The sequence below is a fragment of the Streptomyces arenae genome (genome assembly GCF_022343545.1).
In the GTDB taxonomy this organism is placed as follows: domain Bacteria; phylum Actinomycetota; class Actinomycetes; order Streptomycetales; family Streptomycetaceae; genus Streptomyces; species Streptomyces humi.
Genome location: NZ_JAKQYH010000087.1, coordinates 167132 through 179748, shown reverse-complemented (window position 1 = coordinate 179748; position 12617 = coordinate 167132). Strand labels below are relative to the sequence as shown.

Genomic DNA, 12617 nt, shown 5'->3' with positions numbered 1-12617 from the left:
AACTCACTCCCCCGCGTCAGCAGGGACGGCACGCGCGAAACCGCCGTCCACCATCAGGTTCGCCACCGTCTCCAGCTCCGGCGGTGACCCCGCCAGCCGCGACAGGAACACGTCGAAGTCCTCACCGCACGGCAGCAACAGCCGCTCCACCCGCTCCGCCGGCGGCCACGCGGGATCCACGTCGCGCACGTCGTCGTACGCGCAGAACCACACCGAGCCCAGCCGGTCGCCCTTCACCTTCACCGCCACCAGACCGCCCTGCACGAAGCAGACGCCGAGGTAGTCCTTGGTCAGGTGGTCCCGCAGGCACTTGTTCACGTACACGAGGTCGTTGACCGCCGCCTCGTCCCGGACCGTGAAGAACGGCTGGTCGAACAGCAGGCCCAGGTCGGCCAGCAGGGCCGTGCCCACCGGCGCGCACCCGCCCGCCGCCTTCAGGAAGGAACGGTAGGCGCCCGGCAGCCGGTACCCCAGGTCCTCCTCGACCCCCTGCACCTGCGACTCCGACACGGCCACACCCGACTTCGGCAGCCCGAAGTGCGCCGGCCGCGTCTCCTGCAACGGCCGCGTCCCCCGCTTCCCCTGGTCCACCTTCGCCGTCGCCACCCCACCGTGATGCCGCAGCAGCGCCTTCACCTCGACCGGAACCAGCTCCAGGCGCCGCGACCCCACCACGTGATGCCACGTCCAGCCGTGCGGTGTCGCCACCGCCGGCACCGTGTCCCACAGCTCATGACCGGAAGCCGCCAGCACCGCGTTCGCGGACACGAAGTCCGTCAGCCGCAGTTCGTCGACCCCGAAGCCCTCCGGCGGATCGGCGATCTCCGCCACCGCGCGCGCGTAGGGCGAGAAATCGGGGTAGCCACGCTCGTCGACACGTACCCCTCTCGGGTGACGTGCCGCCCGGACCGGATCCGGGAAATGCACGACCTGCCCGGCATAGGCCGCGTTCGGCGGCGCGGCCTGTCCCCCAGCCTGGCGGCTGGGCGGTGCCCCCAGCCCGAGCCGACCTGTCGTCATGACGGTTGCCCCCTGCGGCACTCTGTACGAGTCCGCACCACACCCCTGCGGCGCGCCACGGCCCGTATCCGGCTGTCTCTCCCACGTCCCAGACGCGTCGACCGCACCCATCGCGGTGCCGACAGCCTATGCGGTACGCGAACCCCGGTCACCGGGCCTCCGCTTCCGTGACCAGCCGTCACCCCGCCGTGACACCCTGCCCAAACCCGGGCGTGTCGCAGCGCCCCAGCTACCGCACCCGCCACGGGATTTGGCAGTCTGTGACTTTCGGGGGGATGCCCGGGAGGGGAAGACGATCATGAACGCCACACAGACGGGACCTCACAACGCCGTGCCCGGCGCGGCCCACAGCGCCTTCGGCGGCGACCCGCGCATCGGCTGGAGCAGCAGCGAAACACCTCTCGCGCCCACCCTCCAGCACCGCCGTGACGGCATTCTGCCCACCGTCGCCGCCGCCCTCTCCGTACGCGGCGCCACCCTCACCGGCACCGCCGCACGCGGCGACCAGCCGCCTGAGCTGCACCCGTTGGTCCAGGAGTTCCTCGACACCCTCCCCAGCGGACAGCGCGACCGCTTCACCGGCCGCTGCGCCGAGGCCATCCTCATCTCACGGCACATCACCACCGCCGACGCCGCCCGCAGCAAACGCGCCCTGCGCAAACCCATGACCAACGGCGAGGCCCGCAAAGCCCTCAAGCAGGCCAAGCTCACCGCCCGCCGGATACGCGAGGACGGCGACCCCCTGCACGGCAGCTTCGCCGCCCCCTGCCGGGCCTGCACCGCCCTCACCGCCCACTTCGGCGTCCGCGTCGTCGACCCCACCACCGACGACTGACACACGCCCGCACCCCGCAGCCCGCACCCCGCTCCCCACCCGACGCACCGCACCCCAACCGACACACCGCACCCGCACCCGCACCCGCACCCGCACCCGCACAGACACGAACGAAGGGCAGATGCACGCCGACCGCACCACGTCCCCCAGTCTCGGCCTCACCCGCCCCGGAGGACCCGCCACGCGCTTCTCCGCACCCGTCGAAGCCACCCTGCGCGCCGCCGGCTGGCAACCCGGACGCTGGGACATAAAGCAGGCCGAGATCTGGGCCGACGCCCTGCGCGAACACACCTCACCCGCCGGACACCGGCACGCCGTCTTCCCCGCCGCCGTGGAAGCCTGGGCCGAGTTCGGCGGCCTGCGCATCACCCCCGGCGGAACGGGCCGCCAGGTCGCCCCCGCCGCCCTGCACCTCGACCCCCTGCACGGCCTCCATCTCGCCCGCACCCTCGGCGACCTCGGCCGCGCACTGGACACCGAGGTCTGCCCACTCGGCGAGGAGACCGACACCCACTCCCTGCTGGCCGTCGACACCGAAGGCCGGGTCTACATCCTCGACCACACCGGCGACTGGTACGTCGGCCCCGACATCGACCACGCCCTGGCCGCCCTCATCGCGGGCATCGAGCCACAGCGCCTGACCACGCACAACTGACCGCCCACACCCGGACGACACGACACCCGGCCCCCGGTCAGACCGCCGGAATCACCGCCGACACCCGGAAACCCCCCGCGTCCGTCGGCCCCGACACGAACACCCCGCCCAGCCCCAGCACCCGCTCCCGCATTCCCACCAGACCGTTCCCCCCGGACGGCAGCCCGGCCGACGCCGCCGACGCCGGCTCCGGCGGCGGCTCGTTCTCCACCTGCATCGCGATCTCCGCCACCCGGTGCGCCAGCCGCACATGCGTCTTCGCGCCCGCCGCGTGCTTGTGGACGTTGGTCAGCGCCTCCTGCACCACCCGGAACGCCGTCTGCTCGATCTCCGCCGCGTACGACCGGACATCGCCCTCCACCGACAGGTCCACCACCATCCCCGCCGCCGCCGACTGCCCGATCAGCACATCGAGCTCCGACAGCCACGGCCCCTCCTCCTCGGCCACCCGCGAAGCCGCCGCCGCGGCCGCGGCCGCCACCCCCACCGCCGCCAACGGCACCGAACCCGACGCCGACGCCGACGCCGACACGACGGACACCGAGACCGAAGCGGACGCCGGCGCCGTACGGCGCTGAGCCGAATCCCCCGAGCGCAGCACCCCCAGCATCTCCCGCAACTCCGTCAACGCCTGGCGCCCCATGTCCCCCACCAGCGCCGCGTTCCTCACCGCCTTCTCCGGGTCCTTCCGCGCCACCGCCTGCAACGCCGCCGCGTGCACCACCATCAACGACACCCGGTGCGCGACCACGTCATGCATCTCCCGCGCGATCCGCGTGCGCTCCTCACCCCGCGCCCACTCCGCGCGCTCCTCCGCGCGCTCCGCGAGCAGCTGCAACTCCCGCTCCAGGCTGTCCGCCCGCTCCCGCAGGCTCTCCATCAGCCGGCGCCGCGCACCCACGTACAAGCCGAGCAGCAACGGCGGCGCCGTCAGCCCGAGGGACGTGGTGACCGCCGCGAACGGGACGAACCAGTCCCCCAGCGTCAGATCCCCCCGCGCCATGTCCTGCTTCACCCGCACGAACGTCACGATCATCGTGCCGACCAGCGACATCCCCGCCAGCGCCACGATGATCCGGCGCGGCAGCTCCGCCGCGGCCAGCGTGTACAGGCCGACGATGCCCATCAGGAAGCCCATCTGGGCCGGCGTGACCGCGATCGCGACCAGGACGACGGCGATCGGCCACTTCCTGCGCAGCAGCAGGACCGAACCGGCCAGCAAACCGAACACGATCCCCGCCGACAGCGGGACCCCGGCGTCCCGCGCGAACGGGATGCCCTCCGCGCCGCACTCCAGCGCCGACACCAGGGCGAGCGCCCCGTCCAGAACCGCACTACGCCACCGCGACCACCACCACGGCCCGGTCAAGGCCGTCGCGTGGTCTGCCCCCGTCGTGGTCATGCGTCCAGCCTACGGGCGCGAGGGTGGGCTTTTCCGGTGAGTTTCGTCTACTGCCCTACACCACACTCCGTAACCGAACAACACCGAAACCCACCACAACCCCTCGAACTGCTGAACCACCCCCGTTCGAACCCGGAATGGGGCATTCCGCCTGGACGGTATGCCTATGGCACATCTACAGAGCAAGTACCAGAACTTCGAGGGACTACGGGAGCAGGCGGTGGCGCTACGACGGACCGGACTCAGCCGCCGCCAGATCCGCGACCGCCTCCACATCCACAACAACGACATCCTCAACCGCCTCCTGGAGGGCGAGCCCCCGCCGGACTGGACCAAGCGCCCGAACGCAAAGGACGACCTGAGGGCCAGGGCACGGGAGCTTCGGCTCCAGGGCTGGACCTACGACCAGATCCAGGTGGAGCTGGGCTGCTCGAAGAGCTCGATCTCGTTGTGGGTACGGGATCTGCCGACGCCGGAGCGCAGAAAGCGGACCCGTGAAGAGGCTTCGGCCATCGCCAAGCGCGGCTGGGAAGCCACGCTGAGGTTGAGGGACGAAGAGCGACACCAGACCAAACTCCTGGCAGCACAGGAGATTGGGCAGATGGCCGACCGCGAACTGTTCCTGGTCGGTGTGGGGCTCTACTGGGCCGAGGGTTCGAAGAGCAAGCCGTATCGGCGCCAGGAACGGGTCACCTTCGTGAACAGCGACCCCGACATGATCAGCCTGTACCTGGCCTGGCTCCGTCTACTCGACGTCAAACCCGAGCGACTCAAGTTCGCCGTCCACATCCACGAAACCGCCGACGTTGCGGCCGCCGAGGAGTTCTGGGCGAACCACGTGTGCACCGAGAGGACTGCGTTCCTCAAGACCACCATCAAGAAGCACAACCCGAGCACGAACCGGAAGAACATCGACGAGAACTACTACGGCTGCCTCCGCATCGATGTTCGCGGCGGAGCCGACTTGTACCGTCGCATCGAAGGCTGGTGGTCTGGCATGGTGGTGGAGGCCAAGCGACGAACCGCGTAGGCTGCACTCCGTAATCCCCCGTGGTGTAATCGGCAACACGCGTCGCTTTGGACGATGTATTTCAGGTTCGAGTCCTGGCGGGGGAGCCATGCTCGGTTCGGGCCCTGACAGCACCGTCAGGGCCCGCTCTCATGTCGTCCATGAGGCGCCCCGGTATCCTGCGGATGTCACCCCCACCCGTCCAAAAAGCCGAAGGGCACATCCGTGAGCGCCATTCGCCCGGCAGCCGTCGTCGTTCTCGCAGCGGGTGAGGGCACCCGTATGAAGTCGGCCACACCCAAGGTCCTGCACCAGATCTGCGGCCGTTCCCTGGTGGGCCATGTGCTCGCCGCCTCCCGCGAGTTGGACCCGGAGCACCTGGTCGTCGTCGTCGGGCACGCGCGCGAGCAGGTCGCCGCGCATCTCGGCGAGGTCGACGCGACCGTCCGTACCGCCGTGCAGGAGCAGCAGAACGGCACCGGGCACGCCGTGCGGATGGCGCTGGAGGAGCTGGGCGGGGCCGTCGACGGGACCGTGGTCGTGGTCTGCGGGGACACCCCGTTGCTCACCGGGGAGACGCTGACGGCGCTCGCGGAGACGCACCACGCCGACGGCAACGCGGTGACCGTGCTGACGGCGGAGGTGCCGGACGCGACCGGTTACGGCCGTATCGTGCGCGACGCCGGTTCCGGTGCCGTGACGGCGATCGTGGAGCACAAGGACGCCGACGAGGCGCAGCGGGCGATCCGGGAGATCAACTCCGGGGTGTTCGCGTTCGACGGGCAGTTGCTGGCGGACGCGCTGGGCAAGGTGCGGACGGACAACAGTCAGGGTGAGGAGTACCTGACCGACGTGCTGGGGATCCTGCGGGAGGCCGGGCACCGGGTCGGGGCGTCGGTGGCGGTGGACCACCGGGAGATTTCGGGGATCAACAACCGGGTGCAGCTGGCCCAGGCGCGTCGGATCCTGAATGACCGGCTGCTGGAGCGGGCGATGCTCGCCGGGGTGACGGTCGTCGATCCGGCGACCACGTGGGTGGACGTGACGGTGACGTTCGGGCAGGACGTCGTCGTGCATCCGGGGACGCAGCTGCACGGCAGTACGCATCTGGCCGAGGGTGCGGAGGTCGGGCCGAACAGCCGGCTGCGGGACACCCGGGTCGACGCGGGGGCGCGTGTCGACAACACGGTGTCCGACTCGGCGCACATCGGTGCGAACGCGTCGGTGGGGCCGTACGCCTATCTGCGGCCGGGGACCCGGCTGGGGGCGAAGGGCAAGATCGGTACGTACGTGGAGACGAAGAACGCCTCGATCGGTGAGGGGACGAAGATCCCGCACCTGTCGTACGTGGGTGACGCGACGATCGGGGAGTACTCGAACATCGGTGCGGCGAGCGTGTTCGTCAACTACGACGGGGAGAGCAAGCATCACACCACCGTCGGGTCGCACTGCAAGACGGGGTCGGACAACATGTTTGTGGCTCCTGTCACGGTCGGGGACGGCGCGTACACCGCTGCCGGGTCCGTGATCACGAAGGATGTGCCGCCCGGTTCGCTTGCCGTGGCCCGTGGCCAGCAGCGGAATATCGAGGGTTGGGTGGCCCGGAAGCGTCCGGGGAGCGCGGCGGCGAAGGCGGCTGAGGCGGCTTCCCGGCAGGGCGCGAGCGAGGACTGACCGGAAACAGGTGCGCCGAAGACGTCGTACCGTGATAAGTGCACACCCGCACCTAACCAGCTGATTCGGCCCTCCGCGTCCGGCGCGGGGGCCGCCGGACCTCCAGCTGTACGGCTGAGAACCTCTGAGGAGACAGTGCTGTGACCGGGATCAAGACGACCGGCGAGAAGAAGATGATGTTCTTCTCCGGCCGCGCCCACCCCGAGCTTGCCGAGGAGGTCGCCCACCAGCTGGGTGTCGGGGTCGTCCCGACGAAGGCCTTCGACTTCGCGAACGGTGAGATCTACGTTCGCTACCAGGAGTCGGCGCGTGGTGCCGACTGCTTCGTGATCCAGAGCCACACGGCTCCGATCAACCAGTGGATCATGGAGCAGTTGATCATGATCGACGCGTTGAAGCGGGCGTCGGCGCGGTCCATCACGGTGATCGTGCCGTTCTACGGTTACGCGCGGCAGGACAAGAAGCACCGGGGCCGTGAGCCGATCTCGGCGCGGCTGATCGCGGATCTGATGAAGACGGCGGGTGCGGACCGGATTCTCACGGTCGATCTGCACACGGATCAGATCCAGGGTTTCTTCGACGGTCCGGTGGACCATCTGTTCGCGCTTCCGCTGCTCGCGGACTACGTGGGCTCGAAGGTGGACAAGGACAAGCTGACGATCGTGTCTCCGGACGCCGGCCGGGTGCGGGTGGCGGACCGGTGGTGCGACCGGCTGGGTGCGCCGCTGGCGATCGTGCACAAGCGCCGTGACAAGGACGTGGCGAACCAGGTGACGGTGCACGAGGTCGTGGGTGAGGTCGAGGGCCGGGTGTGCGTTCTGGTCGACGACATGATCGACACCGGTGGCACGATCTGTGCGGCCGCGGACGCGTTGTTCGCGCATGGTGCGGAGGACGTCATCGTGACGGCGACGCATGGTGTGCTGTCGGGTCCGGCGGCGGACCGGCTGAAGAACTCGCGGGTGAGCGAGTTCGTGCTGACGAACACGCTGCCGACGCCGGGTGAGCTGAGCCGGGATCTGGACAAGATCACGGTGCTGTCGATCGCGCCGACGATCGCGAGTGCGGTGCGTGAGGTGTTCGAGGACGGTTCGGTGACGAGCCTGTTCGACGAGCAGTGAGTGTGCAGTGAGCTGTAAAAACGCTTCTGCATGATCGTCGGCGTCCGGTGGACGCCGGCCGACGCTGATCGATTTCTCTGTGGCCTCCCGTGCCGAGTACACTTCCCCAGTTGCTCGGCGAGGGAGGCCACGCCTCCGTTATCGACGCGCTCTTCGTAGCAGGCCGTTCGTGGCCGGGTGACCCTGTCCGTGTCTACCTCTACGAGGAGTGATCAACATGTCCGAGGTGAAGATCTCCGCCGAGTCGCGCACCGAGTTCGGCAAGGGCGCCGCCCGCCGTATCCGCCGTGACTCCAAGGTCCCCGGTGTCCTGTACGGCCACGGTTCGGACCCGCTGCACCTCACCCTTCCGGGTCACGACCTGCTGCTCGCGCTGCGCACGCCGAACGTCCTGATCTCCCTGGACATCGACGGCAAGACCAACGAGCTGGCGATCCCGAAGTCCGTGCAGCGCGACCCGATCAAGGGCTTCCTGGAGCACGTCGACCTGCTGCTGGTCAAGCGCGGCGAGAAGGTCACGGTCGAGATCCCGGTGCACACCGAGGGCGAGCTGGCCGCCGGCGGCAACCTGCTGGAGCACGTGCTCAACGCGCTTCCGGTCGAGGCCGAGGCCACCCACATCCCCGAGGCCGTCACCGTGTCCGTCGAGGGCCTGGAGGCCGGCGCCTCCGTCCTCGCCAAGGACATCACCCTGCCGTCCGGCGTGACCCTGGCCGTCGAGGAGGACGCGGTCGTCCTCCAGGTGCTGGCCGCGCAGGCGGAGGAGGCGGCCGAGGGCGCCGAGGGCGAGGCCGAAGAGGCCGCCGAGGCCTGATCCTCACCGTCGTTTCATCGTTCGTCAGCCGCTGCTTCCTCCCGGGAGCGGCGGCTGGCGCGTATCAAGGAGACATGGACGTGACCACCCCCGCCAACGCCCCCTGGCTGATCGTCGGGCTCGGCAATCCCGGGCCCGAGTACGCCGCCAACCGGCACAACGTCGGGTTCATGGTCGTGGACCTGGTCGCCGACCGGATCGGCGGGAAGTTCAAGCGGGCCGGGAAGGCGCAGGCGCAGGTCGTGGAGGGGCGGCTCGGGGCGCCGGGGCCGGCCGGCCGGCGGGTGATCCTGGCCAAGCCGATGTCGTTCATGAATCTGTCCGGCGGGCCGGTGAACGCGCTGCGCGACTTCTACAAGGTGCCGCTCGCCAACATCGTGGCGGTCCACGACGAGCTGGACATCGACTACGGCACCCTGCGCCTCAAGCTGGGCGGTGGCGACAACGGCCACAACGGGCTGAAGTCGATGACGAAGGCGATGGGGGCGGACTACCACCGACTGCGGTTCGGGATCGGGCGTCCTCCGGGTCGTATGCAGGTGGCGGACTTCGTGCTGAAGGACTTCTCCCCGGCCGAGCGCAAGGAGCTGGACTACTTCGTGGACCGCGCGGCCGACGCGGTGGAGGCGCTGGTGACCGAGGGTCTGGAGCGGGCGCAAAGCGCGTACAACTCCTGACTTGTCCCCTACGGAAGTTGACCGGCCGTAGGGGTATGGCCAATGATCCCGGCCATGCCTGCTGCCTCAGCCGCCTCTTCCCGTACGGCTCCGGTCGACGCCCTGCGTGTCGTGTCGATGGGCGCGGTCGCCGTGCTGATCCTGGTCGCCGGAGTGTGGGGCTCCTGGGGCACCGCGCAGCACGTGATGCTGACGAAGGGCAAGGAGCAGGGCACGGTCAAGGTGACCTCGTGCGGTGCGGACACCTGCACGGGACCGTTCACCCCCGTCTCGCCCGGCGCCTCGGCGCGCTCCGGTGTGGTCATCGGCAAGTCGGTCGCGGTGCGCAAGGGGCAGACGTACGACGTGGTCGTGAAGCCCGGTACCGACGAGGTGGTCCGGTCCGGTCCCGCCGGGTTCCTGTACTCCTGGGTGCCGTTCGGCGGTGCGCTGCTGCTGGCGTCGGTGGTGGTGGCCGGCGGGCTGCGGCTGACCCGGCCGGCGTGGGTGCTGGGCGGTTCGGGGCTGGCGCTGCTCACGGCGGCCTTCGTGACGGTGCGGTAGACGGACACGGCTGTGCCCCCGGGGGTACGACCCCGGGGGCACAGCCGTGTGCGGAGGCGGTGGTCAGCCGGTGTTGCGCAGGCCCGCCGCCACGCCGTTGACCGTGAGGAGCAGGGCGCGTGCGAGCAGCGGGTCGGGGTCGGCGCCCGCGGCGGCCTCGTCGCGCTGGCGCTTGAGCAGGGCGACCTGGAGGTAGGAGATCGGGTCCAGGTAGGCGTCGCGGATGGTGAAGGTCTGCTTGAGGACGGGGGTGGCGTCCAGCAGCTCGGACTCACCGGTGATCTTCAGGACCTCGGCGACGGTCAGCTCGTGCTCGGCCCTGATGGTGTCGAACACGTGCTTGAGCTCGTCGGGGACGAGGGTGTCGACGTAGTGCTGGGCGATCCGCAGGTCCGTCTTGGCGAGGGTCATCTCGACGTTGGAGACGAAGTTCCGGAAGAAGTGCCACTGTTCGTGCATCTCGTCCAGGACGGTGTCGAGGCCGGCCTCGCGCAGCGCCTTCAGGCCGGAGCCGACGCCGAACCAGCCGGGGACGATCTGCCGGGACTGGGTCCAGCCGAACACCCAGGGGATGGCCCGCAGGCCGTCGAGCGAGACGCCGGAGCCGGGGCGGCGGGAGGGGCGGGAGCCCAGGTGCAGGTCGGCGAGCTGGTCCACCGGCGTCGACGCGAGGAAGTACGTCGGCAGGTCCGGGTCCTCCACCAGGCGGCGGTAGGCGGCGTGGGCGGCGTCGGAGACGACGTCCATGGCCGCGTCCCAGCGGGCGAGGGCCTCCACGGACTGGCGGGGGGCGGTGTGCAGGGCGGAGGCCTGGAGGGTGGCCGCGACGGTCAGTTCCAGGTTCTCCCTGGCGAGGGAGGGGATCAGGTACTTGTCGGAGATGACCTCGCCCTGCTCGGTGACCTTGATCTCGCCCTCCAGGGTGCCCCAGGGCTGGGCGAGGATCGCGTCGTGCGAGGGGCCGCCGCCGCGGCCGACGGTGCCGCCGCGGCCGTGGAAGAGGCGCAGCCGCACCCCGTAGCGGTGGGCGACGTCGCGCAGCCGGCGCTGGGCGCGGTGGATCTCCCACTGGGAGGTGGTGATGCCGCCGAACTTGGAGGAGTCGGAGTAGCCGAGCATGACCTCCTGGACGTCCCCGCGCAGGGCCACCAGACGGCGGTACGAGGGGTCGGAGAGCATGTCCTCCAGGATGGTGTCGGCGGCCTTGAGCTCGTCCGTGGTCTCCAGGAGCGGCACGATGCCGATCTTCGCCCAGCCGGCGTGCAGGTCGAGCAGTCCGGCCTCGCGGGCCAGTACGGCGGCGGCGAAGACGTCGTCGGCGCCCTGGCACATGGAGATGATGTAGGACTCGACGACCTCGGGTCCGAAGACCTCCAGGGCCTTCTTCACGGTCTGGAAGACGCCGAGGGTCTTCTCGCCCGCCGCGTCCACGGGTGCCGGGGTGGGTGCGAGGGGCCGGCGGGAGCGCAGTTCCTTGGCGAGGAGCTTGGCGCGGTACTCGCGGGGCATGTCGGCGTAGCGCCAGGACTCCTCGCCGAGGCGGTCGAAGAGCTGGCCGAGGGCGTGGTGGTGGGCGTCGGCGTGCTCGCGGACGTCCATGGTGGCGAGCTGGAGGCCGAACGCGGCCAGGGTGCGGATCGTACGGGCGAGGCGGCCGTCGGCGAACAGGCCGCCGCGGTGGGCCCGCAGGGAGGTCTGGACGAGGCGCAGGTCGGCGAGGAGTTCGGCGGTGCCGAGGTAGTCGTGGCCGGGCTCGTGCGGGGTGCCGGTGGCCAGGCGCCGCTTGGTGTTCTCCAGCTTCTGCCGGATGCAGGTGGCCTTGAGCCGGTAGGGCTCCTCGGCGTTGAGCCGCTTGTAGCGGGGGCTGATCTCGGGGAGCCGGTCGAGGTCGGCCTTGAGGGACTCCAGGAGTTCCTCGGTGGCGCCGGTGTAGCGGATGGAGTTGGAGAGGAAGCCGCGGAGTTCGTCGATCATCTCCAGGGCGTCGTTGATGCCGTGTTCGTGCTGGAGGATGAGGACGTCCCAGGTGACCTGGGGGGTGACGTTGGGGTTGCCGTCGCGGTCGCCGCCGATCCAGGTGCCGAAGGTGAGCGGGCGGGTGTCGTCGGGGAGCTTGACGCCGACCCGCTCCAGCTCGGCGGTGAGGTCCTCCAGGACGTCGCCCACCGCGTCGGCGTGCAGTTCGTCCAGGTAGTAGATGGCGTTGCGGGCCTCGTCGGCCGGTTCCGGCCGGACCACGCGCAGCTCGTCGGTCTGCCAGACGAGGTCGATGTTCTCGGCGAGGCGGATGTCGGTGCGGCGGCGGTCGGACTCGATGACCGGGGTGTCCAGGAGCGCGGCGATGCGCCGGAGCTTGTTGAGGACCGACCGGCGGGCGGCCTCGGTGGGGTGGGCCGTGAAGACCGGGCGGACGTTGAGGTTCTGGACGGTCTCGCGCAGGTGGCCGGCGTCGGCGTCCTTGAGCCGGTCGGCGGTGCGGGCGAGCAGTCCGCCCTCGGCGGCGCGGCGGGCCCGCAGTTCGCGGCCGCGGTGCACCTGCTCGGTGACGTTGGCGAGGTGGAAGTAGGTGGAGAAGGCGCGGACCAGCTTGGCGGCGGTCTCCAGTTCCGTGCCGCGCAGCAGGTCGGCGGCGGCCTCGCCGTCCTCGCGGGTCAGGCGGCGGACCCTTTCGACGAGCTCCAGCAGCTCGGGGCCCTCCTGCCGGACGAGGGTCTCGCCGAGGAGGTCGCCCAGGCGCCGGATGTCGGCGCGCAGCGCACTGCTGGTCGTGGTGGCGCTGGTAGTCAGGTCGTCGGCACTGCTCACAGGTGCGGCTCCTTGCAGTGTTGAAGCTCGTCTGGAGGGGAACCCGTCCGTCGGCCGCGGCG

General features: G+C 70.3%; 11 protein-coding genes and 1 tRNA gene. 9 read left to right on the top strand and 3 right to left on the bottom strand.

Annotated elements, in window-relative coordinates:
• Positions 1-3: 3 nt before the first annotated feature.
• The gene (locus tag MB828_RS40135; RefSeq protein ID WP_133027913.1) at positions 4-1020 is read right to left on the bottom strand and encodes an SMI1/KNR4 family protein; all 1017 of its coding nucleotides are present in this window, start codon (positions 1018-1020) and stop codon (positions 4-6) included.
• Between the two features lie 298 nt (positions 1021-1318).
• Here MB828_RS40135 and MB828_RS40130 point away from each other — a divergent pair, with 298 nt between their 5' ends.
• Complete coding sequence (locus MB828_RS40130) at positions 1319-1855, top strand: YwqJ-related putative deaminase (RefSeq protein ID WP_133027914.1); 537 nt, start codon at positions 1319-1321, stop codon at positions 1853-1855.
• Positions 1856-1976: 121 nt separating this feature from the next.
• Complete coding sequence (locus MB828_RS40125; RefSeq protein ID WP_301652466.1) at positions 1977-2510, top strand: SUKH-3 domain-containing protein; 534 nt, start codon at positions 1977-1979, stop codon at positions 2508-2510.
• A 37-nt stretch (positions 2511-2547) separates the two neighbouring features.
• Here the strand turns inward: MB828_RS40125 and MB828_RS40120 are convergent, their stop codons facing one another.
• Entirely contained in the window at positions 2548-3912 is a 1365-nt protein-coding gene (locus MB828_RS40120; RefSeq protein WP_301652465.1) for a sensor histidine kinase, read from the bottom strand.
• Positions 3913-4078: 166 nt separating this feature from the next.
• Here MB828_RS40120 and MB828_RS40115 point away from each other — a divergent pair, with 166 nt between their 5' ends.
• The 7 genes from MB828_RS40115 to MB828_RS40085 all read left to right on the top strand — a co-directional run bounded on the left by MB828_RS40115 (position 4079) and on the right by MB828_RS40085 (position 9750).
• Positions 4079-4942: a helix-turn-helix domain-containing protein gene (locus MB828_RS40115; RefSeq protein ID WP_301652464.1), complete on the top strand. Its 864-nt coding sequence runs from the start codon at positions 4079-4081 to the stop codon at positions 4940-4942.
• Positions 4943-4956: 14 nt separating this feature from the next.
• Positions 4957-5031 (top strand) — tRNA-Gln (locus tag MB828_RS40110).
• Positions 5032-5146: 115 nt separating this feature from the next.
• Positions 5147-6595 carry a bifunctional UDP-N-acetylglucosamine diphosphorylase/glucosamine-1-phosphate N-acetyltransferase GlmU gene (gene glmU, locus MB828_RS40105; RefSeq protein WP_301652463.1) on the top strand — a complete coding sequence of 483 codons (1449 nt, stop codon included), beginning with the start codon at positions 5147-5149 and terminating at the stop codon, positions 6593-6595.
• 140 nt (positions 6596-6735) lie between these two features.
• The gene (locus MB828_RS40100) at positions 6736-7716 is read left to right on the top strand and encodes a ribose-phosphate diphosphokinase (protein ID WP_133027919.1); all 981 of its coding nucleotides are present in this window, start codon (positions 6736-6738) and stop codon (positions 7714-7716) included.
• Between the two features lie 217 nt (positions 7717-7933).
• A complete protein-coding gene (locus MB828_RS40095; protein WP_133027920.1) occupies positions 7934-8530 on the top strand; it encodes a 50S ribosomal protein L25/general stress protein Ctc in 597 nt (198 codons plus the stop codon).
• A 74-nt stretch (positions 8531-8604) separates the two neighbouring features.
• A complete protein-coding gene (gene pth, locus MB828_RS40090; RefSeq protein ID WP_301652462.1) occupies positions 8605-9207 on the top strand; it encodes an aminoacyl-tRNA hydrolase in 603 nt (200 codons plus the stop codon).
• A gap of 42 nt (positions 9208-9249) precedes the next feature.
• Entirely contained in the window at positions 9250-9750 is a 501-nt protein-coding gene (locus tag MB828_RS40085; RefSeq protein ID WP_301652461.1) for a hypothetical protein, read from the top strand.
• A gap of 63 nt (positions 9751-9813) precedes the next feature.
• Here MB828_RS40085 and ppc read toward each other — a convergent pair whose 3' ends face one another.
• Positions 9814-12555, bottom strand: a complete 2742-nt coding sequence (gene ppc, locus MB828_RS40080) for a phosphoenolpyruvate carboxylase (RefSeq protein WP_133027923.1) — start codon at positions 12553-12555, stop codon at positions 9814-9816.
• Positions 12556-12617 lie beyond the last annotated feature (62 nt).

Bases quoted from the DNA above. Each gene is read 5' to 3' on its own strand.
- MB828_RS40135 (WP_133027913.1), bottom strand. From the start codon at position 1,020: ATGACGACAGGTCGGCTCGGGCTGGGGGCACCGCCCAGCCGCCAGGCT.
- MB828_RS40130 (WP_133027914.1), top strand. From the start codon at position 1,319: ATGAACGCCACACAGACGGGACCTCACAACGCCGTGCCCGGCGCGGCC.
- MB828_RS40125 (WP_301652466.1), top strand. From the start codon at position 1,977: ATGCACGCCGACCGCACCACGTCCCCCAGTCTCGGCCTCACCCGCCCC.
- MB828_RS40120 (WP_301652465.1), bottom strand. From the start codon at position 3,912: ATGACCACGACGGGGGCAGACCACGCGACGGCCTTGACCGGGCCGTGG.
- MB828_RS40115 (WP_301652464.1), top strand. From the start codon at position 4,079: ATGGCACATCTACAGAGCAAGTACCAGAACTTCGAGGGACTACGGGAG.
- MB828_RS40095 (WP_133027920.1), top strand. From the start codon at position 7,934: ATGTCCGAGGTGAAGATCTCCGCCGAGTCGCGCACCGAGTTCGGCAAG.
- pth (WP_301652462.1), top strand. From the start codon at position 8,605: ATGGACGTGACCACCCCCGCCAACGCCCCCTGGCTGATCGTCGGGCTC.
- MB828_RS40085 (WP_301652461.1), top strand. From the start codon at position 9,250: ATGATCCCGGCCATGCCTGCTGCCTCAGCCGCCTCTTCCCGTACGGCT.